This window comes from Pseudomonas sp. TE4620 (assembly GCF_056279045.1).
The window spans coordinates 4109575-4134365 of record NZ_JBWBQO010000001.1 but is presented as its reverse complement, the minus strand read 5'-3'; the positions used below and the strand labels follow the sequence as shown (position 1 = coordinate 4134365).

At 61.5% G+C, this 24791-nt stretch carries 22 protein-coding genes and 1 pseudogene; 15 read left to right on the top strand and 8 right to left on the bottom strand.

Annotated features, from left to right (window positions below; genetic code table 11):
• Window positions 1-78: 78 nt before the first annotated feature.
• Together rhlB and ACZ9A3_RS19090 are read right to left on the bottom strand one after the other, a co-directional pair.
• Window positions 79-1512: an ATP-dependent RNA helicase RhlB gene (gene rhlB / locus ACZ9A3_RS19095; protein WP_045197884.1), complete on the bottom strand. Its 1434-nt coding sequence runs from the start codon at window positions 1510-1512 to the stop codon at window positions 79-81.
• A 102-nt stretch (window positions 1513-1614) separates the two neighbouring features.
• Window positions 1615-2271 carry an alpha/beta hydrolase gene (locus ACZ9A3_RS19090; protein WP_476253000.1) on the bottom strand — a complete coding sequence of 219 codons (657 nt, stop codon included), beginning with the start codon at window positions 2269-2271 and terminating at the stop codon, window positions 1615-1617.
• A 335-nt stretch (window positions 2272-2606) separates the two neighbouring features.
• On the opposite strand from ACZ9A3_RS19090, the gene ACZ9A3_RS19085 reads away from it, so the two are divergent.
• The 4 genes from ACZ9A3_RS19085 (at window position 2607) to ACZ9A3_RS19070 (ending at window position 6764) form a co-directional block, all read left to right on the top strand.
• Window positions 2607-3635 carry an amino acid ABC transporter substrate-binding protein gene (locus tag ACZ9A3_RS19085; RefSeq protein ID WP_038998832.1) on the top strand — a complete coding sequence of 343 codons (1029 nt, stop codon included), beginning with the start codon at window positions 2607-2609 and terminating at the stop codon, window positions 3633-3635.
• Window positions 3636-3702: 67 nt separating this feature from the next.
• Window positions 3703-4881 (top strand): amino acid ABC transporter permease, encoded by a 1179-nt coding sequence (locus ACZ9A3_RS19080; RefSeq protein ID WP_045197267.1) that lies wholly within the window; start codon window positions 3703-3705, stop codon window positions 4879-4881.
• Window positions 4882-4891: 10 nt separating this feature from the next.
• Window positions 4892-5989 (top strand): amino acid ABC transporter permease, encoded by a 1098-nt coding sequence (locus tag ACZ9A3_RS19075; protein WP_045197269.1) that lies wholly within the window; start codon window positions 4892-4894, stop codon window positions 5987-5989.
• A gap of 10 nt (window positions 5990-5999) precedes the next feature.
• Window positions 6000-6764, top strand: a complete 765-nt coding sequence (locus tag ACZ9A3_RS19070; RefSeq protein WP_010220739.1) for an amino acid ABC transporter ATP-binding protein — start codon at window positions 6000-6002, stop codon at window positions 6762-6764.
• Window positions 6765-6846: 82 nt separating this feature from the next.
• Here ACZ9A3_RS19070 and algW read toward each other — a convergent pair whose 3' ends face one another.
• On the bottom strand, window positions 6847-8004 hold the full coding sequence (gene algW, locus ACZ9A3_RS19065) for a Do family serine endopeptidase AlgW (RefSeq protein ID WP_010220741.1): 1158 nt from the start codon (window positions 8002-8004) through the stop codon (window positions 6847-6849).
• A gap of 229 nt (window positions 8005-8233) precedes the next feature.
• Here algW and ACZ9A3_RS19060 point away from each other — a divergent pair, with 229 nt between their 5' ends.
• From ACZ9A3_RS19060 to cysN, 4 genes are all read left to right on the top strand, one after another.
• On the top strand, window positions 8234-8992 hold the full coding sequence (locus tag ACZ9A3_RS19060; protein WP_476252999.1) for a Nif3-like dinuclear metal center hexameric protein: 759 nt from the start codon (window positions 8234-8236) through the stop codon (window positions 8990-8992).
• A 136-nt stretch (window positions 8993-9128) separates the two neighbouring features.
• A complete protein-coding gene (cysD, locus tag ACZ9A3_RS19055; RefSeq protein ID WP_038998836.1) occupies window positions 9129-10046 on the top strand; it encodes a sulfate adenylyltransferase subunit CysD in 918 nt (305 codons plus the stop codon).
• 102 nt (window positions 10047-10148) lie between these two features.
• Window positions 10149-10490 (top strand): four helix bundle protein, encoded by a 342-nt coding sequence (locus ACZ9A3_RS19050; protein WP_093379777.1) that lies wholly within the window; start codon window positions 10149-10151, stop codon window positions 10488-10490.
• A gap of 53 nt (window positions 10491-10543) precedes the next feature.
• Window positions 10544-12445, top strand: a complete 1902-nt coding sequence (gene cysN / locus ACZ9A3_RS19045; RefSeq protein ID WP_045197276.1) for a sulfate adenylyltransferase subunit CysN — start codon at window positions 10544-10546, stop codon at window positions 12443-12445.
• A gap of 98 nt (window positions 12446-12543) precedes the next feature.
• On the opposite strand, the pseudogene ACZ9A3_RS19040 reads toward cysN, so the two are convergent.
• Together ACZ9A3_RS19040 and ACZ9A3_RS19035 are read right to left on the bottom strand one after the other, a co-directional pair.
• Window positions 12544-12711, bottom strand: a pseudogene (locus tag ACZ9A3_RS19040) (bacteriocin immunity protein); the annotation flags it as partial.
• 242 nt (window positions 12712-12953) lie between these two features.
• Window positions 12954-13433 carry an Lrp/AsnC family transcriptional regulator gene (locus ACZ9A3_RS19035; RefSeq protein WP_045197280.1) on the bottom strand — a complete coding sequence of 160 codons (480 nt, stop codon included), beginning with the start codon at window positions 13431-13433 and terminating at the stop codon, window positions 12954-12956.
• A gap of 128 nt (window positions 13434-13561) precedes the next feature.
• Here ACZ9A3_RS19035 and ACZ9A3_RS19030 point away from each other — a divergent pair, with 128 nt between their 5' ends.
• Both ACZ9A3_RS19030 and mdeB read left to right on the top strand, forming a co-directional pair.
• Entirely contained in the window at window positions 13562-14758 is a 1197-nt protein-coding gene (locus ACZ9A3_RS19030; protein ID WP_476252998.1) for a methionine gamma-lyase, read from the top strand.
• 36 nt (window positions 14759-14794) lie between these two features.
• Window positions 14795-17491 carry an alpha-ketoglutarate dehydrogenase gene (mdeB, locus tag ACZ9A3_RS19025; RefSeq protein ID WP_176794219.1) on the top strand — a complete coding sequence of 899 codons (2697 nt, stop codon included), beginning with the start codon at window positions 14795-14797 and terminating at the stop codon, window positions 17489-17491.
• Between the two features lie 84 nt (window positions 17492-17575).
• Here the strand turns inward: mdeB and ACZ9A3_RS19020 are convergent, their stop codons facing one another.
• Window positions 17576-18010 carry a Z-ring associated ZapG family protein gene (locus tag ACZ9A3_RS19020; RefSeq protein WP_038998843.1) on the bottom strand — a complete coding sequence of 145 codons (435 nt, stop codon included), beginning with the start codon at window positions 18008-18010 and terminating at the stop codon, window positions 17576-17578.
• Window positions 18011-18148: 138 nt separating this feature from the next.
• On the opposite strand from ACZ9A3_RS19020, the gene ACZ9A3_RS19015 reads away from it, so the two are divergent.
• The 3 genes from ACZ9A3_RS19015 (at window position 18149) to zapE (ending at window position 21335) form a co-directional block, all read left to right on the top strand.
• On the top strand, window positions 18149-18784 hold the full coding sequence (locus ACZ9A3_RS19015; RefSeq protein ID WP_476252997.1) for an alpha/beta hydrolase: 636 nt from the start codon (window positions 18149-18151) through the stop codon (window positions 18782-18784).
• Window positions 18785-18808: 24 nt separating this feature from the next.
• On the top strand, window positions 18809-20158 hold the full coding sequence (locus ACZ9A3_RS19010; protein WP_045197286.1) for a tryptophan--tRNA ligase: 1350 nt from the start codon (window positions 18809-18811) through the stop codon (window positions 20156-20158).
• A gap of 82 nt (window positions 20159-20240) precedes the next feature.
• A complete protein-coding gene (zapE, locus tag ACZ9A3_RS19005) occupies window positions 20241-21335 on the top strand; it encodes a cell division protein ZapE (RefSeq protein ID WP_045197288.1) in 1095 nt (364 codons plus the stop codon).
• Between the two features lie 143 nt (window positions 21336-21478).
• Here the strand turns inward: zapE and ACZ9A3_RS19000 are convergent, their stop codons facing one another.
• The gene (locus ACZ9A3_RS19000) at window positions 21479-22399 is read right to left on the bottom strand and encodes a GlxA family transcriptional regulator (protein ID WP_177329159.1); all 921 of its coding nucleotides are present in this window, start codon (window positions 22397-22399) and stop codon (window positions 21479-21481) included.
• Window positions 22400-22589: 190 nt separating this feature from the next.
• On the bottom strand, window positions 22590-23630 hold the full coding sequence (locus tag ACZ9A3_RS18995) for an NADP(H)-dependent aldo-keto reductase (RefSeq protein WP_195884967.1): 1041 nt from the start codon (window positions 23628-23630) through the stop codon (window positions 22590-22592).
• Window positions 23631-23882: 252 nt separating this feature from the next.
• Between ACZ9A3_RS18995 and rplM the strand changes: the two genes are divergently transcribed.
• Both rplM and rpsI read left to right on the top strand, forming a co-directional pair.
• Window positions 23883-24311 (top strand): 50S ribosomal protein L13, encoded by a 429-nt coding sequence (gene rplM, locus ACZ9A3_RS18990; RefSeq protein ID WP_010220758.1) that lies wholly within the window; start codon window positions 23883-23885, stop codon window positions 24309-24311.
• A gap of 14 nt (window positions 24312-24325) precedes the next feature.
• Entirely contained in the window at window positions 24326-24718 is a 393-nt protein-coding gene (rpsI, locus tag ACZ9A3_RS18985; RefSeq protein ID WP_038998850.1) for a 30S ribosomal protein S9, read from the top strand.
• Window positions 24719-24791: the final 73 nt, after the last annotated feature.

Below are 24791 nucleotides of genomic sequence, written 5' to 3'. Positions count from 1 at the left end.
TAAAAAGCATCGCGGGGCAAGCCCGCTCCTACAGGGTGGTGTAGGAGCGGGCTTGCCCCGCGATTGGTGTTACTGCACTCAGTGATGCTTGCGCGGTACCGGCTTGAGCAACTCGGTCGGCGGCATCTCGCAGCTGATCTTGCGCCCCAGCAGTTCTTCGATGGCTGGCAGCTGGTAGGAGTCATCCTCACCGGCGAAGCTGATCGACACGCCGCTGGTGCCGGCACGACCGGTACGACCAATGCGGTGCACGTAGTCGTCCGGGTCTTCCGGCAGGGTGAAGTTGATCACGTGGCTGATGCCGTCGATGTGGATACCGCGGCCAGCCACGTCAGTGGCTACCAGCACGGTGATGCGCCCTTCGCGAAAACTCTCGAGGGTCTTGATCCGCTTGTGCTGCGGCACGTCGCCCGACAGCTGGGCGGCGTTGACGCCATCGCGCACCAGGCGCTCTTCGATGCGTCGTACTTCGTCCTTGCGGTTGGCAAAGACCATCACCCGTTCCCACTTGTTCTCGGTCACCAGGTTGTACAGCAGCTTGTACTTGTCGCTGCCGGCCACGGCATAGACGTGCTGCTCGACGGTCTCGCTGGCGACGTTCTCCGGCTCGATCTCGACGATGGCAGGGTCGGTGGTCCACTGCTTGGCCAGGTTCATCACGTCTTCGGTGAAGGTTGCCGAGAACAGCAGGGTCTGGCGCTCGCTCTTGGGCGGGGTCTGGCGGATGATCTGCCGCACCTGGGGGATGAAGCCCATGTCGAGCATGCGGTCGGCTTCGTCCAGTACCAGCACCTCGACCATGTCCAGGTGTGCTTCGCCGCGCTGGTTGAAGTCCAGCAGGCGGCCCGGGGTGGCGACCAGGATGTCGCAGTGGCGGGCTTCGAGGGCCTTGAGCTGCTTGTCGAAGTCCATGCCGCCGACGAAGGTCATGACGTTGAGGCCGGTGTATTTGGTCAGCGCCGCGGCGTCCTTGGCGATCTGCACCACCAGCTCGCGGGTCGGGGCGATGATCAGCGCCCGTGGCTCGCCCATGTAGCGCTCTTTCGGCGGCGGGGTCTGCTGCAGCTGGGTGATGATCGAAATCAGGAAGGCTGCGGTCTTGCCGGTACCGGTCTGGGCCCGGCCAATGGCGTCTTTGCCACGCAGGGTGTAGCCCAGCACCTGGGCCTGGATTGGCGTGCAGTACGGGAACCCTAGGTCGTGGATCGCATGCATCAGCTCGGGCGAGAGCTTGAAGTCATGGAAGCGGGTCTTGCCTTCCTGCGGCTCGACGGCGAAGTCTTCGAGCTTCCAGGTGGAGGCGGCGGGCTTTGGCTTGCGCTCACGGCGCGGCTTGGCCTCGGCCGGTTTTTCGGCGCGTGCCGGGGCAGGGTCCACGGCTTCGGTCTTGAGCGGTGCCGACGGGGCAGGGGCCTGGGGTGCTGCGGGCGGCTGCTTCACGGGGGCAGCGGTTTCGGTGGCGAGTTGCTCAACCTCGCTCTTGCCGAACATCTTCTTGAGTGCTTTGAGCACGGTCATCTCATCAATTGGTTAAGGAATGTACGCCGGGCAGTGTAATGCAAGAATCGGGCGCGGCGTAGTGGATTGCACTGACAACTACAGGGAACGCTTCTTTTAGCGCAGGCGCTCGGCCAGCCAGTTGGAGATATCGCGAATTTCTTCCTGCAGCACTTCGTGCTCCATCGGGTACTCGGCCCACTTGGCGCTGACGCCCCAGTTCTTCAGGTGCTCGTAGGCGCTGCGCCCCATGGCCGGTAGCACGACCAGGTCGTACACACCGTGCAGGCACAGGGCCGGGGTGCGTTGCTGGCAGGCGCTCAGTTCGCGTGCCTCGGTGAAAGTCGGGGCATAGGTCGAAAGCGCCAGTACGCCGCCCAGGGCTTCTTGCCACTTTATATAGGCAGTGTGCAGCACCACGGCGCCGCCCTGGGAGAAGCCGGCGAGGATGATCCGCGACAGGGCCACGCCCTTGGCCTGCTCGGCCTTGATCAGTTCGATCACCTGTTCCGCCGATTCGTGCAATTGGTCTTCATCGATGGCCCGCGCCGGGCTCATGGCCTTGATGTCGTACCAGCTGGGCATGGCGTAGCCGCCGTTGATGGTCACCGGACGGGTGGGTGCCTGGGGCATGACGAAGCGGGTGGTCAGCAGAACTTCCTGCAGGGCCTCAGCCACCGGCATGAAGTCGTAACGATCGGCCCCCAGGCCGTGCAACCAGATCACACAGGCGTCTGCGGTTTTTTGTGGTTCGAGAATCAGCGGGTGGGTCATGACTGCTCCGAAAGTGTGCGCGCGCTCTTGTTTGCGTGCATGAAATGAAGGCGCGTCGGGTAAATCCGGGAAAAACCTGTCGCAAGGTTGCAAGTTTTCCTATTGACGTTAACTGAAACGCTTTAGCCCTTCAGTGTGGTACGCGCTTTGCTATGAAACTCCAGATGCGAGGTTACACGTTTTGGACGGTAACACCCGTTAGCGGTCCCCAAGGCTGTCACAGAACAGCGCATTGCGCCAATTGACCCAAAAACAAGCCAACACGGGTCGGATGCGCCTCATAAGGGTGCGGTGCAATCCCGGCTCACACAACAAGAGCAAAACTGGAGGTTTGAATGAAGATGTTGAAATCCACACTGGCAGTGGTTACCGCTGCTACCGCGTTGGGTATCAGCGGTTTCGCACAGGCAGGTGCGACCCTGGACGCAGTACAGAAGAAGGGATTCGTTCAATGTGGCGTCAGTGACGGCTTGCCGGGCTTCTCGGTACCGGATGCCAAGGGCAACATCGTCGGTATCGACGCCGACGTCTGCCGCGCGGTCGCCGCTGCGGTGTTCGGCGACGCCAAGAAGGTCAAGTTCAGCCAGCTCAACGCCAAGGAGCGCTTCACCGCGCTGCAATCGGGCGAAGTCGACGTGCTGTCGCGCAATACCACCTGGACCAGCTCGCGCGACGCCGGCATGGGCCTGGTGTTCGCCGGTGTTACCTACTACGACGGCATCGGTTTTCTGGTCAACAAGAAGCTCGGCGTTTCCAGCGCCAAGGAACTGGACGGTGCAACCATCTGCATCCAGGCCGGTACCACCACCGAACTCAACGTCTCCGACTACTTTCGCGCCAACGGCCTGAAATACACCCCGATCACCTTCGACACCTCCGACGAGAGCGCCAAGTCGCTGGAATCCGGCCGTTGCGACGTGCTCACCTCGGACAAGTCGCAGCTCTACGCACAACGCTCCAAGCTGGCCGCCCCGGCCGATTACGTGGTGCTGCCAGAGACCATCTCCAAGGAGCCACTGGGCCCGGTGGTGCGCAAAGGCGATGAAGAGTGGTTCAGCATCGTCAAGTGGACCCTGTTCGCCATGCTCAACGCCGAAGAGATGGGCATCAGCTCGAAAAACGTCGAAGCCGAAGCCAAGGCCACCAAGAACCCTGACGTGGCCCGCATGCTCGGCGCCGACGGCGAGTACGGCAAAGACCTGAAACTGCCGAAGGACTGGGTAGTGCAGATCGTCAAGCAGGTCGGCAACTACGGCGAAGTCTTCGAGAAAAACCTGGGCAAGGAAACCCCACTGCAAATCGACCGCGGTCTGAACGCCCTGTGGAACAACGGCGGCATCCAGTACGCGCCACCGGTGCGCTGACGGTTGCGGCCTGCGGCGGCATCCGGCCGCCGCAGGCTGTTCGGTTCCCTTCCTTGCGGGGCATTACATGCAAAATAATATCGGCGCACCCAAGGGACTATCCCTGAGCGATCCACGTGTGCGTGCGTGGCTGTTCCAGATTATCACCGTGGTCGCGGTGGTCGGTCTGGGCTGGTACCTGTTTCACAATACCCAGACCAACCTGCAACACCGCGGGATCACTTCGGGCTTCGACTTTCTCGAACGCAGTGCCGGTTTCGGCATCGCCCAGCACCTGATCCCCTATACCGAACAGGACAGTTATGCGCGGGTGTTCGTTATCGGCCTGCTCAACACCCTGCTGGTAACCTTCATCGGCATCATCCTCGCGACCCTGCTGGGCTTCATCATCGGTGTGGCACGACTGTCACCGAACTGGATGATCAGCAAGCTGGCCACTGTGTATGTCGAGACTTTCCGTAACATCCCACCGCTGCTGCAGATCCTGTTCTGGTACTTCGCGGTGTTCCTGACCCTGCCGGGACCGCGGGGTAGCATCAATCTCAACGACACCTTCTTTATCAGCAACCGGGGCCTGAACATGCCCGGTGCTGCCATGGCCGATGGATTCTGGCCATTCGTCGTCGCCGTCGCACTGGCAATCCTCGCCATTGTGGTAATGGTGCGCCTGGCCAACCGGCGCTTTGAGGCCACCGGCGAGCCGTTCCACAAGTTCTGGGTTGGCCTGTTCCTGTTCTTCGGCATTCCGGCGTTGTGCGTGCTGCTGTTCGGCGCGCCGGTGCACTGGGAGATGCCGCAGCTCAAGGGCTTCAACTTCGTCGGCGGCTGGGTATTGATCCCGGAACTGCTGGCGCTGACCCTGGCACTGACCATCTATACCGCAGCGTTCATCGCCGAAATCGTGCGTTCCGGCATCCGTTCGGTGAGCTACGGCCAGACCGAGGCGGCTCGCTCCCTGGGCCTGCGCGAAGGGCCGACGCTGCGCAAGGTGATCATTCCCCAGGCGCTGCGGGTGATCATCCCGCCGCTGACCAGCCAGTACCTGAACCTGGCGAAGAACTCTTCGCTGGCGGCCGGTATCGGCTACCCGGAAATGGTCTCGCTGTTCGCCGGTACCGTGCTTAACCAGACCGGCCAGGCCATCGAGGTGATCGCCATCACCATGAGCGTCTATCTGGCCATCAGCATCAGCATTTCCCTGCTGATGAACTGGTACAACAAGCGCATTGCGCTGATCGAGCGGTGAGGACAAGCGCATGAGTACCCATGTTTTCAAACCTGATATGCCGCCACCGGTCAAAGCCGTCGGCGTAATGGCCTGGATGCGCGCCAACCTGTTCTCCAGTTGGCTCAACACCCTGCTGACGCTGTTTGCCGTGTACCTGGTGTGGCTGATCGTGCCGCCGCTGCTGCAGTGGTCGATCTTCGACGCCAACTGGGTGGGCACCACCCGCGCCGACTGCACCAAGGAGGGCGCCTGCTGGGTGTTCATCCAGCAGCGCTTCGGCCAGTTCATGTACGGTTACTACCCGAGCGAGCTGCGCTGGCGTGTCGATTTGACCGTCTGGCTGGCGGTCATCGGCGCCGCGCCGTTGTTCATCTCGCGCTTCCCGCGCAAGGCGGTTTACGGCCTGGGCTTTCTGGTGCTGTACCCGATCATCGCCTACACCCTGCTGCACGGCGGCTACCTGGGCCTGGCCACGGTACCGACCAACCAGTGGGGCGGGCTGATGCTGACCCTGGTGATCGCCACCGTGGGCATCGTCGGGGCCTTGCCGCTGGGCATCCTGCTGGCGCTGGGGCGGCGTTCGAACATGCCGGCGGTGAAGGTGGTCTGCGTGACCTTCATCGAGTTCTGGCGCGGCGTGCCGCTGATTACCGTGCTGTTCATGTCCTCGGTGATGCTGCCGTTGTTCCTGCCTGAGGGCATGAGCTTCGACAAGCTGCTGCGGGCCATGATCGGGGTGATCCTGTTCCAGTCGGCGTACATCGCCGAAGTGGTGCGCGGCGGCCTGCAGGCTATTCCCAAGGGCCAGTACGAAGCCGCTGCGGCGATGGGCCTGGGCTACTGGCGCTCGATGGGCCTGGTGATTCTGCCGCAAGCCCTGAAGCTGGTAATCCCCGGCATCGTCAACACCTTCATTGCCCTGTTCAAGGACACCAGCCTTGTGATCATCATCGGCCTCTTCGACCTGCTCAACAGCGTCAAGCAGGCCGCTGCCGACCCGACCTGGCTGGGCATGGCGACCGAGGGCTATGTATTTGCCGCCCTGGTTTTCTGGATTTTCTGTTTCGGTATGTCCCGCTACTCCATGCATCTGGAGCGCAAGCTGGACACAGGCCACAAGCGTTAGGAGTGTTCCCATGAGTGAAGCGATCAAACAGCCTGTGAGCCCTGAAGGCATTATTCAGATGCAGGGCGTGAACAAGTGGTACGGCCAGTTCCACGTGCTCAAGGACATCAACCTGAACGTGCGCCAGGGCGAGCGTATCGTGCTGTGCGGGCCGTCGGGCTCGGGCAAGTCGACCACCATCCGCTGCCTCAACCGTCTTGAGGAGCACCAGCAAGGGCGCATCGTCGTCGATGGCGTGGAGCTGACCAACGACCTCAAGCAGATCGAAGCGATCCGCCGCGAAGTCGGCATGGTGTTCCAGCACTTCAACCTGTTCCCGCACCTGACCATCCTGCAGAACTGCACCCTGGCGCCGATGTGGGTGCGCAAGATGCCCAAGCGCAAGGCCGAGGAAATTGCCATGCACTATCTGGAGCGGGTGCGAATTCCGGAGCAGGCCAACAAGTTTCCCGGGCAGCTATCGGGTGGCCAGCAACAACGGGTAGCGATTGCCCGGGCGCTGTGCATGAAGCCGAAGATCATGCTGTTCGACGAACCGACCTCGGCGCTCGACCCTGAGATGGTCAAGGAAGTGCTCGATACCATGGTTGGCCTTGCCGAAGACGGCATGACCATGCTCTGCGTGACCCACGAAATGGGCTTTGCCCGCACCGTGGCGAACCGGGTGATCTTCATGGATAAAGGCGAGATTGTAGAGCAGGCGGCGCCGGACGATTTCTTCGACCGGCCGCAGAATGAGCGGACCAAGCTGTTCTTGAGCCAGATTCTGCACTGACCCCATCGCGGGGCAAGCCCGCTCCCACAGGTAAACCACAAAACCTGTGGGAGCGGGCTTGCCCCGCGATGCTGTTAACCCATCAGTTTTCTTCTTTGGCTGCCGGTGCCGGCGGTGGACGCAAGCCGATCTCGGCGGTCAGCTTGAGCTCCTTGCCGTTGCGCATGACCTGGATCGCCACCTTGTCATTGGGCTTGATCCGCGCCACCTGGTTCATCGAGCGGCGGCCATCGCCGGCCGGTTCGCCGTTGATGCTGAGGATCACGTCACCCAGCTCCAGGCCGGCCTTCTGTGCCGGGCCATCACGGAAAATCCCTGCCACGACAATGCCCGGGCGTCCCTGCATGCCGAACGACTCGGCCAGCTCCTGGCTCAGCGGCTGCACCTCGATCCCCAACCAGCCCCGAATCACCTGGCCGTGCTCGATGATCGACTTCATCACCTCCAGAGCGAGCTTGGTCGGGATGGCAAAGCCGATGCCTTGCGAGCCGCCGGATTTGGAGAAGATCGCCGTGTTGATGCCGGTGAGGTTGCCATTGGCGTCGACCAGCGCACCACCGGAGTTGCCCGGGTTGATTGCGGCGTCGGTCTGGATGAAGTCTTCGTAGTTGTTCAGGCCCAGCTGGTTGCGGCCGGTGGCGCTGATGATGCCCATGGTCACGGTCTGGCCGACACCGAAGGGGTTGCCGATGGCCAGGGCGACGTCGCCGATATGGATGTTGTCGGAGCGGCCGATGGTGATCGACGGCAGGTTCTTCAGGTCGATCTTCAGCACCGCGAGGTCGGTTTCCGGGTCGCTGCCGATCACCCGTGCCAGGGTTTCGCGGCCGTCCTTGAGCGCCACCACGATCTGGTCGGCACCGGAGGTCACGTGGTTGTTGGTCAGCAGGTAGCCTTCCGGGCTCATGATCACTGCCGACCCCAGGCTCGACTCCCAGCGGCGCTGCTTGGGCAGGTTGTCGCCAAAGAAGCGGCGGAACTGCGGGTCTTCGAACAGCGGGTGGGCGGTCTTGTTGACCACCTTGGTGGTGTACAGGTTGGCCACCGCGGGGGCGGCGATGCTCACGGCGTCGGCGTAGGACACCGGCCCCTGCATGATCCGCGTGGTTTGCGGGGCTTGCTGCAGGTTGACGTCCTGGCTGGGCAGGCCGACCCACTGCGGAAAGCGCTGGATGACCAACAGGGCGATCAGCACGCCGACCAGCAGCGGCCAGCCAAAGTAACGCAAAGCCTTGAACATTGAACGAATCCTGGGAGTTGGCAGAGGGCCGATGACAGCTGGGAGCGTAAACGCGCGCGATCATACTGCGCTGCGGCTTGTGCAGGAACTGTTAAATCGTCACGAAAACCAACAATGCCAGCCCCCAGGCAACTGCCGTCGGTTTCCCCAAACCCGGCGACGGCCCATAATGCCGCTCATTATACGGGGCCTTGGGCCGCGCTGAACTGCGAAATTGAGGAGTCTTTCCATGGCTGTTGCCTTGAGTACCCTGGTCGAGGAAGCCGAACGCTACCTCGGTAGCGCCAAAATCCAGGACTACTGCCCCAACGGCCTGCAGGTCGAGGGCCGCCCGCAAGTGACCCGCATCGTCAGTGGTGTGACCGCAAGCCAGGCGTTGCTCGACGCTGCAGTCGAAGCCGACGCCGACCTGGTACTGGTGCACCACGGCTATTTCTGGAAGGGCGAGAACCCGTGCATCACCGGCATGAAGCAGCGCCGGCTGAAAACCCTGCTGAAAAACGACCTGAGCCTGTTGTCCTACCACCTGCCGCTGGACCTGCACGCGGAAGTGGGCAACAACGTGCAGCTGGCGCGCCAGCTCGACATCACTGTCGAAGGCCCGCTGGACCCGCAGAACCCGCGCATTGTCGGATTGGTCGGCTCGCTCGCCGAACCCATGTCGGCGCGCGATTTTGCCCGCAAGGTGCAGGAGGTGATGGGCCGTGAGCCGCTGTTGATCGAAGGCGAGCAGATCATCCGCCGGGTCGGCTGGTGTACCGGCGGCGGCCAGGGCTATATCGACCAGGCGATTGCTGCCGGTGTCGACCTGTTCCTGAGCGGCGAAGCCTCCGAGCAGACCTTCCACAGCGCCCGCGAGAACGGCATCAGCTTCATCGCCGCCGGCCACCACGCCACCGAGCGTTACGGCGTGCAGGCGCTGGGCGATTACCTGGCCCGACGGTTTGCCCTGGAACACCTGTTCATCGACTGCCCGAACCCTATATAAAGCTAAAACGGCAGGGCATATTCTTATACTGTTTCGTTCTAGTTGGCTGCCTAAATAGAATCGGGCGCTGTGATAAAGTGGCCCGCTCGAACACGGCCCGCTGGCCGTCCATAAGATCGTATTTCCGTGAGTAGCCATGGTCGACAAACTGACGCATTTGAAACAGTTGGAGGCGGAAAGCATCCACATCATTCGTGAGGTGGCCGCCGAGTTCGATAACCCGGTGATGCTGTACTCGATTGGCAAGGACTCGGCCGTGATGCTGCACCTGGCGCGCAAGGCCTTCTTCCCGGGCAAGCTGCCGTTTCCGGTGATGCACGTCGACACCCAGTGGAAATTCCAGGAGATGTACAGCTTCCGCGACAAGATGGTCGAGGAAATGGGCCTGGAGCTGATCACCCACGTCAACCCGGACGGCGTCGCCCAGGGCATCAACCCGTTCACCCACGGCAGTGCCAAGCACACCGACATCATGAAGACCGAGGGCCTCAAGCAGGCGCTCGACAAGTACGGCTTCGATGCCGCCTTCGGTGGCGCGCGCCGCGACGAAGAGAAGTCGCGAGCCAAGGAGCGGGTCTACTCGTTCCGTGACAGCAAGCACCGCTGGGACCCGAAGAACCAGCGTCCGGAGCTGTGGAACGTCTACAACGGCAAGGTCAACAAGGGCGAATCGATTCGCGTGTTCCCGCTGTCGAACTGGACCGAGCTGGACATCTGGCAGTACATCTACCTCGAAGGCATCCCGATCGTGCCGCTGTACTTCGCCGCCGAGCGTGAAGTGATCGAGAAGAACGGCACCCTGATCATGATCGACGACGCGCGCATCCTCGAGCACCTCTCGGAGGAAGAAAAGGCCCGTATCGTCAAGAAGAAGGTGCGTTTCCGTACCCTTGGCTGCTACCCGTTGACGGGCGCGGTGGAGTCGGAGGCCGAAAGCCTCACCGACATCATTCAGGAAATGCTCCTGACGCGCACTTCCGAGCGCCAGGGCCGGGTCATCGACCACGATGGCGCTGGCTCCATGGAAGACAAAAAACGTCAAGGGTACTTCTAAGCTTCAAGTTACAAGCGGCAAGCTGCAAGTTAGAAGCAAAGTGCGTAGCTTCTGGGTTTTGTCGGCTGCCGCCCCATTGTGGGTGCGTGAAAGTGCTTAACAATGGACTTTGAGAAGCTTGCTGTTTGGCAGAGAAGCAAAGATTTGGCGGTAGCGATTTACACGCAGCAGAGGGTGTGCCGGGATCTTGGATTCAAGGATCAGATCACCCGGGCGGCACTTTCCGTTCCGTCGAATATCGCCGAAGGCATGGAGCGCAGAACGGCAAAAGAAAAGGTTCGCTATCTGTGTATTGCCAAGGCGTCCTGCGGTGAGTTGCGTACGCAGATCATCATCGGGGGAGAGGTAGGCTATCTGCCAAAGCCTTTGTCGAATGAGTGGATTACAGAGACTCGTGAGCTTTCAAGAATGCTGAGCGGGTTGATCAACAAAATTTCTGACTAGTTGTATGCCGACAAGCTTGCCGCTTGAAGCTTACAGCTTGGAGCTTGAATGTAATGAGCCACCAATCTGATCTGATCAGCGAGGACATCCTCGCTTACCTGGCCCAGCACGAACGTAAAGAGCTGCTGCGCTTCCTTACCTGCGGTAACGTCGACGACGGCAAGAGCACGCTGATCGGGCGCCTGCTGCACGACTCGAAGATGATCTACGAAGACCATCTGGAAGCCATCACCCGCGACTCGAAGAAAGTCGGCACCACCGGTGACGACATCGACCTGGCGCTGCTGGTCGACGGCCTGCAGGCCGAGCGCGAGCAAGGCATCACCATCGATGTGGCCTACCGCTACTTCTCCACCGCCAAGCGCAAATTCATCATCGCCGACACCCCGGGCCACGAGCAGTACACCCGCAACATGGCCACCGGTGCGTCGACCTGCGACCTGGCGATCATCCTGGTCGATGCCCGCTACGGTGTGCAGACCCAGACCCGCCGGCACAGCTACATTGCCTCGTTGCTGGGCATCAAGCACATCGTCGTCGCGGTCAACAAGATGGACCTCAAAGGCTTTGACGAGGGCGTGTTCGAGAGCATCAAGGCCGACTACCTGAAGTTCGCCGAAGCCATCAACATGAGCCCGAGCAGCCTGCACTTCGTGCCGATGTCGGCGCTCAAGGGCGACAACGTGGTCAACCGCAGCGAGCGTTCGCCGTGGTACACGGGCCCGGCACTGATGGAAATCCTCGAAACCGTCGAAGTCGCGGCCGACCGCAACTTCACCGACCTGCGCTTCCCGGTGCAGTACGTCAACCGGCCGAACCTGAACTTCCGCGGCTTCGCCGGTACCCTGGCCAGCGGCGTGGTGCACAAGGGCGATGAAATCGTCGTGCTGCCGTCGGGCAAGAGCAGCCGGGTCAAGTCCATCGTCACCTTCGAAGGCGAGCTGGAAAACGCCGGCCCCGGCCAGGCCGTGACCCTGACCATGGAAGACGAGATCGACATCTCCCGTGGCGACCTGCTGGTGCATGCCGACAACGTCCCGCCGGTGACCGACCAGTTCGACGCCATGCTGGTATGGATGGCTGAAGAGCCGATGCTGCCGGGCAAAAAATACGACATCAAGCGCGCCACCAGCTATGTGCCGGGCTCGATTGCCAGCATCGCCCACAAGGTCGATGTCAACACCCTGGAGCAGGGCGCCGCCAGTGCCCTGCAGCTCAACGAGATCGGCAAGGTCAAGGTCAGCCTCGATGCGCCGATCGCGCTGGACGGCTATGACAGCAACCGCACCACCGGTGCCTTTATTGTCATCGACCGCCTGACCAACGGCACCGTCGGTGCCGGCATGATCATCGCGCCACCGGTTGTGCCCCATGGCAGCGTTGGCCAGCACGGCAAACTGGCCCACGTGGACACCGCAGAACGTGCCCTGCGTTTCGGTCAGCAGCCAGCCACCGTGCTGTTCAGCGGCCTCTCGGGCGCGGGCAAGAGCACCCTGGCCTATGCCGTGGAGCGCAAGCTGTTCGACATGGGCCGTGCGGTGTATGTGCTCGATGGCCAGAACCTGCGCCACGACCTGAACAAAGGCTTGCCGCAGGACCGCGCCGGGCGCACCGAGAACTGGCGCCGTGCCGCGCACGTTGCGCGTCAGTTCAACGAAGCCGGCCTGCTGACCCTGGCCGCCTTCGTCGCCCCGGACGCCGAAGGCCGCGAACAGGCCAAGGCGCTGATCGGCAAGGAACGCCTGCTCACGGTCTACGTCCAGGCTTCGCCTCTGGCGTGCCGCGAGCGCGACCCGCAGGGCCTGTATGCCGCCGGCGGCGACAACATCCCGGGCGAGAGCTTCCCGTATGACGTACCGCTGGATGCGGACCTGGTGATCGACACCCAGAACGTCAGCCTGGAAGACGGCGTCAAGCAGGTGCTGGAGCTGCTGCGCAAGCGTGGCGCGATCTAAGCGCTGGCGCTGAACAAGAAGCCCCACTTCGGTGGGGCTTTTTGTTGGCCGAATTCACCGCACGGCAGGAGCGGGCTTGCCCCGCGAAGGGCCCTCATTCAGCCCACCTTCAGTCCAGGCCTGCCGTTGGCTACTCGCCACTCCAGGATCTGCTTCATAATTTTCTGCGGCGTTGGCTCCTGACCGCCAGCCGGGTAAAAAATCAGGTCCGAGCCCTCTGGATGTTGCGTCACAGCGATGAAGTGCTCAAGCAAGGTGTCCTGATAGAGCTCGGTGCCAGCGGCCTCGGCAGGTTGTCCAGGTCATACAGTGCACCGCCCTCGCTCGTTGGCACGATATGGCGCATTTCATAAGAACGGCGATTCTTGACCGTTTCTGAAAATGGCGCGCGGGGTGGGAGTTGGAGTCAGGATTTTCTGAGCAGCAAGAAATTTGCTTCCTACAGGGCGATGCAGTGGGAAAATCGCGGGGCAAGCCCGCTCCCACATTGTAGGAACGGGATTTGAATTCAGATGTGCTTTTCCGAAACCGGAATCACCCGCTTCTCCTTCACTGCCTTGAACGAGAAGCTCGAGTAAATCTCTTTCACCCCGGGCAAGGTCTGCAGCACTTCGCGGGCAAACTCACCGAATGACTCAAGGTCGCGGGCAAGGATTTCCAGCAGGAAGTCATAACGCCCGGAGATGTTGTGGCAGGCGACGATTTCGGGGATTTCCATCAGCCGCTGCTCGAAGGCGCGGGCCATTTCCTTGCTGTGCGAGTCCATCATGATGCTGACGAAAGCGGTTACGCCAAAGCCCAGCGACTTGGGCGAGAGGATGGCCTGGTAGCCGATGATGTAGCCGGCTTCTTCCAGTAGCTTGATCCGTCGCCAGCACGGCGAGGTGGTCAGTGCGACCTGGTCGGCCAGCTCGGAAACCGTCAAGCGCGCGTTGTCTTGCAAGGCCGCGAGCAACGCTCGATCGGTGCGATCGATGGTTGTAGGCATGTTTTACCCTCCGTGGTCTGAAATCGTTGTTTTTATGTCAATAACCTTCCGCAAGGACGGCTACATTTGGAAAAAAATCAGCACCTCAGTGGCATAAGCTTATAACAAACCACTAGAGGCTGTTTGCCATGAGCGGCTCCAATAAAAATTCAGGTTTTGCCACCCGCGCCATTCACCACGGTTACGATCCACTGGAACACAGTGGTGCCCTGGTGCCACCGATCTACCAGACCGCGACCTTTGCTTTTCCGACCGTCGAGTACGGCGCTGCCTGCTTCGCCGGTGAACAGGCCGGACATTTCTACAGCCGGATTTCCAACCCTACCCTGGCCTTGCTGGAACAACGCATGGCCTCGCTCGAAGGCGGCGAAGCTGGCCTGGCGCTGGCCTCGGGGATGGGCGCGATTACCGCGACCCTGTGGACCCTGCTGCGCCCCGGCGACGAGGTGCTGGTGGGGCGCACCCTGTACGGCTGCACCTTTGCCTTTTTACACCATGGTATCGGCGAGTTCGGGGTCAAGGTCCGGCATGTCGACATGAGCGACCTGCAGGCTGTCGCCGCGGCGATCAACGGCAATACCCGGGTTATTTATTTCGAAACCCCGGCCAACCCCAATATGCAGATGACCGATATCGCTGCCGTGGCCGCGCTTGCGCACCAGCACGATATCAGCGTGGTGGTCGACAACACCTACTGCACGCCGTACCTGCAGCGACCCCTGGAGCTGGGCGCCGACCTGGTGGTGCATTCGGCGACCAAGTACCTCAGTGGCCATGGCGATATCACTGCCGGCCTGGTGGTGGGGCGCAAGGCGCTGGTGGACAGGATTCGCCTGGAAGGCTTGAAGGACATGACCGGTGCAGTGATGTCGCCCCATGACGCCGCCTTGCTGATGCGCGGGATGAAAACCCTGAACTTGCGCATGGAGCGCCACTGCAGCAATGCCCAGGCCATTGCCGAATACCTCGAGCAACAGCCGGAAGTTGAAATGCTCAATTACCCCGGCCTGCCCGGCTTTGCTCAATATGAGCTGGCCCAGCGGCAGATGCGTTTGCCGGGCGGCATGATCGCCTTTGAACTCAAGGGCGGCATCACTGCCGGCAGGCGTTTCATGAATGCCCTGCAGTTGTTCAGCCGTGCCGTCAGCCTTGGCGATGCCGAATCGCTGGCCCAACACCCGGCAAGCATGACCCACTCCAGCTATACCCCAGAGGAGCGTGCGCAGTACGGCATTTCCGAAGGGCTGGTACGCCTGTCGGTGGGCCTGGAGGACATCGACGACCTGCTGGCGGATATTCAACAAGCGCTCAAGGCCTGCGCCTAACCTTTCACGGACGAGGTCAATGCAATGGTGGCAATGATGAACCTTGTGCCTGGCGAAGGTGTGCCGCGGCGCCCGGGCGATCCACAGCAGGACAGCGATCCGGGGGAAACCGCCGAATGGCTGGACGCACTGGATTCGACCCTGCTGCACTGCGGCCCGGAGCGTGCGCGGTTTCTGCTGCAGCAACTGCAAACCCATGCCCGCGAGTTGGGCCTGGAGCGCGGGGCCCAGGCCTTTTCGGCCTATCGCAATAGCTTGTCGGTGGAGCAGCAGGGCGTCTATCCGGGTGATCTGGAGCTCGATGAGCGCATCACCAGCATCCTGCGCTGGAACGCCCTGGCCATGGTCATGCGGGCCAACCACGCTTATGGCGACCTCGGCGGGCACATCGCCAGTTATGCCTCGGCCGCAGAGATTTTCGAAGTCGGTTTCCAGCACTTTTTTCGCGGTGAGGCCGGTGGCGAGCAACGCAGCGCTGACCTGGTGTTCTTCCAGCCGCATTCGGCGCCGGGCATTTATGCCCGGGCCTTCCTTGAAGGACGTTTGAGCGAAGAGCAACTGGCCAGCTATCGCCAGGAAGTGGCTGGCAAGGGCCTGTGCTCCTACCCACATCCGTGGCTGATGCCGGACTTCTGGCAGTTTCCGACAGGATCCATGGGCATCGGCCCACTCAACGCGATCTACCAGGCGCGGTTCATGCGCTACCTGCACAACCGCCAGTTGCTCGATACCAGTGCCCGGCACGTCTGGGGGGTGTTTGGCGATGGCGAGATGGACGAGCCGGAGTCGATTGCCGGCCTGACCCTGGCCGCCCGCGAGCAACTGGACAACCTGACCTTCGTGGTCAACTGCAACCTGCAGCGCCTGGACGGCCCGGTGCGCGGCAACGGCCAGATCATCCAGGAACTGGAGGCGCTGTTCAGTGGCGCCGGCTGGAACGTGATCAAGGTGCTCTGGGGCTCGGAGTGGGACGCATTGTTCGCTCGTGACACCGAGCACGTGCTGTTGCGCCAGTTGGCGGCGACCCCGGACGGGCAGTTCCAGAACCTTGGGGCCAAAGATGGCGCCTACAACCTCGAGCACTTTTTCAACCAGCAACCGGCCTTGCAAAAGCTGGTGGAGCACATGAGCTCGGCCGAGATCAATGCGTTGAAACGCGGTGGCCACGATTTTCGCAAACTGTACGCCGCCTTCGCCGCCGCCAAGGCCTGCAAGGGCCGGCCAACGGTTATTCTGGCCAAGACCAAGAAGGGCTACGGCATGAGCGCCGCCGGTGAATCGCGAATGACCGCGCACCAGGCCAAGAAGCTCGACGTGCAGGCCTTGCTGGCCTTTCGTGATCGTTTTCATTTGCCGCTGTCGGACGCGCAGGTCGAACAGTTGCAGTTCTATCGACCGGACCAAGACAGCGCAGAAATGCGCTACCTGCGCGAGCGGCGGGAAGCTCTGGGTGGGCCGCTGCCTGCTCGGCGCAGCGACGTACGCCCGGTGCCGGTGCCAGCGCTGGAAGCCATGGGCGGCTTCGCCCTGCAGGCCGACGGCAAGGAAATGTCCACCACCATGGCCGCCGTGCGCATGCTCAGCGCCTGGCTCAAGGCGCCGCAGCTGGGGCCGCGGGTGGTGCCGATAGTCGCCGACGAGGCGCGCACCTTCGGCATGGCCAGCCTGTTCCGGCAGATCGGCATCTACTCGCCCCAGGGGCAATGCTACGAGCCGGAAGACGCAGGGTCGTTGCTGTCCTACAAGGAAGCGCGCGATGGCCAGTTGCTGGAGGAAGGTATTACCGAAGCCGGGGCGATTTCTTCCTGGGTGGCGGCGGCAACGTCCTACGCGGTGCATGGCGAACCGATGCTGCCGGTGTACATCTATTACTCGATGTTCGGCTTTCAACGCGTCGGTGACCTGATCTGGGCCGCCGCCGACCAGCGCGCCCGTGGCCTGCTGCTGGGCGCCACTGCCGGGCGCACCACGTTGGGCGGAGAAGGGCTGCAGCATCAGGACGGTTCAAGCCTGGTGATGGCCTCGATGGTGCCCAACTGCCGGGCCTGGGAGCCGTGCTTTGCTGGCGAGCTGGCGGTGATCCTCGAGTACGCGGCGCGGCGCATGCTCACTGAACAGTGCGATGAATTTCATTATGTCGCGGTGATGAACGAAAACTATCCACAGCCGTCCCTGCCGGCGCAGGTGCATGAAGAGGTTTTGCGCGGCATGTACCGTTATGTCGAACAGCAGCTGCCGGCTGCCCAGGGGCGGGTGCGCCTGCTGGGCTCCGGGGCGATTCTGCGCGAGGTGATTGCTGCCAGTGAACTGCTGGCCAGCGACTGGCAGGTTGCCAGTGAAGTGTTCAGTGTCACCAGCTTCAGCGAGCTGGCGCGTGAGGCGCGGGATGTAGATCGCGCCGGCCGGTTGGGGCAGGGCAGTGCTGATCTGAGCCATGTGCAGCGCTGCCTGGACGGTGACGCGCCGGTGATTGCCGCAACCGATTACGTGCGGGCCTGGCCACAATTGATTGCTGAATATGTACAGGCACCTTATGTGACGCTTGGCACTGATGGCTTTGGCCGAAGCGATACCCGCCAGCAGCTGCGGCGCTTCTTCGAGGTCGATCGCTTCAGTATCGTTCTGGCAAGCCTGCACAGCCTGGTGCGCCAGGGTGGAGTTGAGCGGCGGGTGCTGGATGAGGCGCGGGAGAAGTACGGCTACCGGGAGGGGGAGGCGCCTTGGTATTGCTGAGGCTCATCACGGGGCAAGCCCGCTCCTGCAGGCTGCAACAGCAGCCATAATAAAAAACCCCGCCAGTTGGCGGGGTTTGCATTTTTAACGCTTGAGCCCGTAATGCTCATCGAGCATGCCCGGTGCGTTGGGCGCTTTCGGTGCGTAGTCGCGCGGCACCTCGGTGTCCTTCGGCGGGGTCAGGCGATCACGCGCAGGCTGCACGGCTTCGGAGTGCAGGGCGGCCAGCAGGCGCTGGCGGGTGAGTTCGTCCAGGGCCAGGCGGTTGGCGCCCTCGGCCAGGTGATCCTGGACGTCCTGGTAACTTTGGGTCAGCTTTTTGACCAGCGCAGCCGTACTGTTGAAGTGAGTAACCACCTCATTCTGGTAGCTGTCGAAACGTTCCTGGATATCATCCAGCTGACGCTGGGTGCTGCTCGGTGCGGCATTGGGCAGCAGGCGGGCGACCAGGAAACCAACGACGACACCCACGACGAGGGCCAGGGTCGGCAACAACCAAACTAAGAGCGAGAGTTCCACGAGTCCTTCCTCTATAAACGGCTTTGCTTTACGTTAACGGCTCGGACCTGCGCTGTATACCGCGAACGATCGCAAATATCTCAGACAGAATCATTCAGCTAGACGAGTCGACCCTTTCCGAGGTCACGGAGTTTATCCTTGCTTATCCGCGAAACCCCCGTATTCATCGATGGCCCGGTCGGCCAACTGGAAGCCTTGTACCTTGATGTTGCCGACGCCCGTGGCGTGGTGTTGCTGTGTCACCCTAACCCGGTGCAGGGCGGGACCATGACCAACAAGGTGGTGTCGATGCTGCAGCGCACCGCCCGCGATGCCGGTTACATCACCTTGCGATTCAACTACCGTGGTGTCGGTGCCAGCGCCGGTAACCATGACATGGGCAGCGGCGAAGTGGACGATGCTCAGGCGGCAGCAAGCTGGCTGCTGGAACAACATCCACAGCTGCCCCTGACCCTGATGGGTTTTTCATTCGGCGGCTTTGTTGCGGCCAGCCTCGGCGGGCGTCTGGAAGCAAACGGTATCGAATTGAAGCACCTGTTCATGGTTGCGCCAGCGGTGATGCGCCTGCAGGATCACGACACCTTGCCACAAGGCTGCGCGCTGAGCGTGATCCAGCCGCAAACCGACGAAGTGATCGATCCGCAGATCGTCTACGCTTGGTCCGGCGCACTGCCACGCCCCCATGAGCTGCTGAAAGTGGCAGAATGCGGACACTTTTTCCATGGCAAGCTCACCGACCTCAAGGAACTGGTGCTGCCACGCCTTTCGAACTGATACAAGCCTGATAAGCGATTACCCATGACTACGCGCATCCTTACCGGTATCACCACCACGGGCACGCCTCACCTGGGCAACTACGCCGGTGCCATCCGCCCGGCGATCCTCGCCAGCCGTGAGCCGGGTGTCGACTCGTTCTATTTTCTGGCCGACTACCACGCCCTGATCAAATGCGACGACCCGCAGCGCATCCAGCGCTCGCGCCTGGAAATCGCCGCGACCTGGCTGGCCGGTGGCCTGGACCCGGAGCGAGTGACTTTCTATCGTCAGTCCGACATCCCCGAGATTCCCGAGCTGACCTGGCTGCTGACCTGCGTTGCGGCCAAGGGCCTGCTCAACCGCGCGCACGCCTACAAGGCGTCGGTGGACAAGAACGTTGAGAACGGCGAAGACCCGGATGCCGGCATCAGCATGGGCCTGTACAGCTACCCGGTACTGATGGCCGCCGACATCCTGATGTTCAACGCCAACAAGGTGCCAGTCGGCCGTGACCAGATCCAGCACGTGGAAATGGCCCGCGACATCGGCCAGCGCTTCAACCACCTGTTCGGCCAGGGCAAGGAATTCTTCGCCATGCCCGAAGCGCTGATCGAAGAAAGCGTCGCCACCCTGCCGGGTCTGGACGGGCGCAAGATGTCCAAGAGCTACGACAACACCATCCCGTTGTTCACCAGCGCCAAGGACATGAAGGATGCCATCTCGCGCATCGTCACCGACTCCCGCGCCCCGGGCGAAGCCAAGGATCCGGACAATGCGCACCTGTTCACCCTGTTCCAGGCCTTCGCCACTGCCTCCCAGGCCGATGAGTTTCGCAGCGAACTGCTCCAGGGCCTGGGTTGGGGCGAAGCCAAGCAGCGCCTGTTCCAGTTGCTCGATGGCCAGCTGAGCGAGCCGCGCGAGCGTTATCACCAGTTGATCAGCCGCCCGGCCGACCTTGAGGACATCCTCCTGGCCGGCGCGCAAAAAGCCCGCAAGGTGGCCACGCCGTTCCTTGAGGAGCTGCGCGAAGCGGTCGGCCTGCGCTCGTTCCGTAACGTCGAGCAGGCCACTGCCCAGGTCAAGAAGAAGGCGGCCAAGACCGCGCGCTTTGTCAGCTTCCGCGAAGACGACGGCAGCTTCCGCTTCCGCCTGCTGGCGGCCGATGGCGAGCAACTGCTGTTGTCGCGCAACTTCGCCGACGGCAAGACCGCAGGTGCTGTGAGCAAGCAATTGCAACAGGGCGGCGAGCTTGACGTGCGCCACGAAGGCCTGGGCTTCAGCCTGTGGCTGGAAGGTGAGTGCGTTGGCGACGGCCCGCAGTTTGCCGACGGCGCCGCCCGCGACAGCGCCATCGAAACCCTGCGCGCGGCCCTGGTGCCCCAGCAGGACTGAACGGCTTATCGGAAGTCTGATTGCCATTATCCCGGGCCGTCGCTACAGTGACGGCCCGTTTTTGTTACCTTGCTAACGAATTATGACGCCCCTAGAACGATATCAAGCAGATCTGAAACGTCCCGAATTCTTCCATGACGCGGCGCAGGAAACTGCAGTGCGTCATCTGCAGCGCCTGTACGACGATCTGATCGCGGCGCAGAACAACAAGCCGGGTGTGTTCGGCAAGTTGTTCGGCAAGAAGGACCAGGCACCGGTCAAGGGCTTGTACTTCTGGGGTGGGGTAGGCCGCGGCAAGACCTACCTGGTCGATACCTTCTTTGAAGCGCTGCCGTTCAAGCAGAAGGTGCGCACGCACTTCCACCGCTTCATGAAGCGCGTCCACGAGGAAATGAAAACCCTCAAGGGCGAGAAGAACCCGCTGACCATCATCGCCAAGCGCTTCTCCGACGAGGCCCGGGTGATCTGCTTCGACGAGTTCTTCGTCTCCGACATTACCGATGCGATGATCCTCGGCACTCTGATGGAGGAGCTGTTCAAGAACGGCGTGACCCTGGTGGCCACCTCCAACATCGTCCCTGACGGCCTGTACAAGGACGGCCTGCAGCGCGCACGCTTCCTGCCGGCGATTGCCCTGATCAAGCAGAACACCGAGATCGTCAACGTCGACAGCGGCGTCGACTATCGCCTGCGGCACCTGGAACAAGCCGAGCTGTTCCACTTCCCGCTCGACGAAGCGGCCCACGAAAGCCTGCGCAAAAGCTTCAAGGCACTGACCCCGGAGTGCACCCAGGCGGTCGAGAACGATGTGCTGGTGATCGAGAACCGCGAAATCCGCGCCCTGCGTACCTGTGACGACGTGGCCTGGTTCGAATTCCGCGAACTGTGCGACGGCCCGCGCAGCCAGAACGACTACATCGAACTGGGCAAGATCTTCCATGCCGTGCTGCTCAGCGGCGTCGAGCAGATGAGCGTCGCCACCGACGACATCGCCCGACGCTTCATCAACATGGTCGACGAGTTCTATGACCGCAACGTCAAGCTGATCATCTCGGCCGAGGTTGAACTCAAGGACCTGTACACCGGTGGTCGGCTGACCTTCGAGTTCCAGCGCACCCTGAGCCGCCTGCTGGAAATGCAGTCCCACGAATTCCTGTCGCGGGCGCATAAGCCTTAAAAGCAGCTGCAAGTTTCAAGCTTCAAGCTGCAAGCAGGATCAAGAGCCGACCGCGTGCTGCTTTTGATCCTGCTCTTGCTCTTGCTCTTGCTCTTGCTCTTGCTTGCCGCTTGAAGCTTGAGGCTTGAAGCTGAGGAGGCCTTTCAGGCCTCCTGCATAAACTGCTGCCGATACTGATTCGGCGACAACTCTGTGTGCTGCCTGAACAACCGGGCAAAGAAACTCGCATCGTCATAACCAACTTCATAGCTGATGGTCTTGATGCTTTTGCGTGTGCCCGACAGCAAGCCCTTGGCCGTTTCGATCCGCAGCCGTTGCAGGTAGTGCAGCGGCTTGTCGCCGGTGGCGCTCTGGAAGCGGCGCATGAAGTTGCGGATGCTCATGCCGTGGTTGCGGGCCACGTCCTCGAAGCGGAACTTGTCGGCGAAATGCTCTTCGAGCCAGTGCTGGATCTGCAGGATGATCAGGTCCTGGTGCAGTTTCTGCCCGCCAAAGCCCATGCGCCCCGGGGTGTAGTTGCGCTGTACTTCGTAGAGGATGTCACGGGCCACCGCTTGCGCAACGTTTGCCCCGCAGAAACGCTCGATCAGGTAGATGTACAGGTCGCAGGCCGAGGTGGTGCCGCCGGCGCAATAGAGGTTGTCGGCGTCGGTCAGGTGCTTGTCCTGGTTGAGGCTGACCTTGGGGAAGCGCTCTTCGAACTGGCTGAAGAAGCGCCAGTAGGTGGTCGCCTCCTTGCCGTCGAGCAACCCGGCTTCGGCCAGCCAGAACACGCCGCTGGCCTCGCCGCAGAGCACGGCGCCGCGGGCGTGTTGCTCGCGTAGCCAGGGCAATACTTGCGGGTAGCGCTGGCAGAGGGCATCGAAATCGTCCCAGAACGCCGGCAGGATGATGATGTCGGCCTGCTCCAGGCCGCTGTCGACCGGCAGCATCACTTCGCTGAAGCTGCGCACAGGCTGGCCGTCAGGGCTCACCAGGCGGGTTTCGAACATCGGCTGCAGGCCCAGGCCCAACTGCTTGCTGTAGCGCAGGCTGGCGAGATGGAAGAAATCCTTGGCCTGCATCAGGGTCGATGCGAAGACATTGTCGATGGCCAGGATACTGACGCGCCGCAAGGACGCCGTGGGTTGGGTAAACATCATTTTCTTTATTCTTATAGGGTAGAGTGGTCAATCACCGGCTGGATCGTCTTATTTTTTGGCGATTGTGTCTACCCTCGGTTCCCACCTTGTTGATGGGAACCGGGATTGCGTCTCAGGGCGCGGGGTTGGGCTGGTCCTGATGGATGGCCTCGATGGCCGCCAGCAGCTCGTCGCTGAGCTTGAGGTCGGCGCTTGCCAGGTTGCTGTCCAGTTGCTCGAGGGTGGTGGCACCGATGATGTTGCTGGTCACGAACGGCTGGCGGGTGACGAAGGCCAGGGCCATTTGCGCCGGGTCCAGGCCATGGTCGCGGGCCAGCTTCACGTAGCGGCTGCAGGCAGCCACGGTTTGCGGGTTGGAGTAGCGCGAGAAGCGGCTGAACAGGGTCAGGCGGCCCGCGGCCGGGCGTGCGCCGTTTTCGTACTTGCCCGAGAGCATGCCGAAAGCCAGGGGCGAGTAGGCCAGCAGGCCGCACTGTTCGCGGATGGCGATTTCCGCCAGGCCCACTTCGAAGCTGCGGTTGAGCAGGTTGTAGGGGTTCTGGATCGACACCGCGCGGCTCCAGCCGCGGCTTTCGGCCAGTTGCAGGAACTTCATGGTGCCCCACGGGGTTTCGTTGGACAGGCCGATGTGGCGGATCTTGCCGGCCTTGACCTGCTCGTCGAGCACTTCGAGGGTTTCTTCCAGCGGGGTGAACAGGTCTTGCGGCGCATGCTGGTAACCCAGCTTGCCGAAGAAGTTGGTGCTGCGCTCTGGCCAGTGCAACTGGTAGAGGTCGATCCAGTCGGTCTGCAGGCGCTTGAGGCTGTCGTCCAGGGCGGCGACGATGTGCTGGCGGTTGTGCTTGAGCAGGCCGTCGCGGATATGGTTGATGCCGTTGCCGGGGCCGGCCACCTTGCTGGCCAGGATCCACTGGGCGCGATCGCCGCGCTGCTTGAACCAGTTACCGATCATGCGCTCGGTGGCGGCGTAGGTTTCCGGGCGGGGAGGGACGGGGTACATCTCGGCGGTATCGATGAAATTGATCCCGGCGGCCTTGGCCCGTTCGATCTGGGCGAAGGCCTGGGTCTGGTCGTTCTGCTCGCCCCAGGTCATGCTGCCAAGGCACAGGGCGCTGACGTTGAGGTCGGTTCGGCCCAGCTGGCGATAGTCCATTCGACTGCTTCCTGTCTAAAAGAAGCATAAAAGCAGGTTGAATTTTTTTTCGCAATCTGGATAATTCAGCCCCTCTCCGTGCAGCGGGAGTGATGCCCCGCTCCATAGAAGAACCCTGCCGAATATTGGACGCGCTGACCCGAGCCCCCGATAGCGTCCGTGTGCGGCTGTGTCCTTGACTTGTCAAGGTGCGCACTATCCAGTAAGATCTGCCGTCTTATTTTCGCTGGGCGGCCCCTGAGGCTATAAAGAATGAAAACTTTTACTGCTAAACCGGAAACAGTAAAGCGCGACTGGTTCGTCGTTGACGCTGCTGGCAAGACCCTGGGTCGTCTGGCCACTGAGATCGCGAGCCGTCTGCGTGGCAAGCACAAGCCAGAGTACACTCCTCACGTTGACACCGGCGACTACATCGTCGTCATCAACGCCGAGCAGGTTCGTGTCACTGGTGCCAAGACTTCGGACAAAATGTACTACTCCCACTCCGGCTTCCCGGGCGGTATCAAGGAAATCAACTTCGAGAAGTTGATCGCCAAGGCCCCAGAGCGCGTGATCGAGACCGCGGTTAAAGGCATGCTGCCTAAGAACCCACTGGGTCGCGACATGTACCGTAAGCTGAAAGTCTATGCGGGCGCTACTCACCCTCATACTGCTCAGCAGCCCCAAGAACTGAAGATTTAACGGAATAGTTCATTATGTCGGCGACTCAAAATTACGGCACTGGCCGTCGCAAGACCGCAACCGCTCGCGTTTTCCTGCGTCCAGGTACCGGTAACATCTCCATCAACAACCGTTCTCTGGACGTGTTCTTCGGTCGTGAAACCGCGCGCATGGTAGTACGCCAGCCGCTGGAACTGACCGAGACCACCGAAAAGTTCGACATCTACGTCACCGTTATCGGTGGTGGTGTCAGCGGCCAGGCCGGTGCAATCCGTCACGGTATCACCCGTGCACTGATGGACTACGACGAAACCCTGCGTGGCGCTCTGCGCAAAGCTGGCTACGTCACCCGCGACGCCCGTGAAGTCGAGCGTAAGAAAGTGGGTCTGCGTAAAGCACGTAAGCGTCCTCAGTACTCCAAGCGTTAATTTCGCTTCGGCGTTCAAAAAAAGCCCGGTTCCTGGTGGAACCGGGCTTTTTTTATGTCTTGAATAACTATGC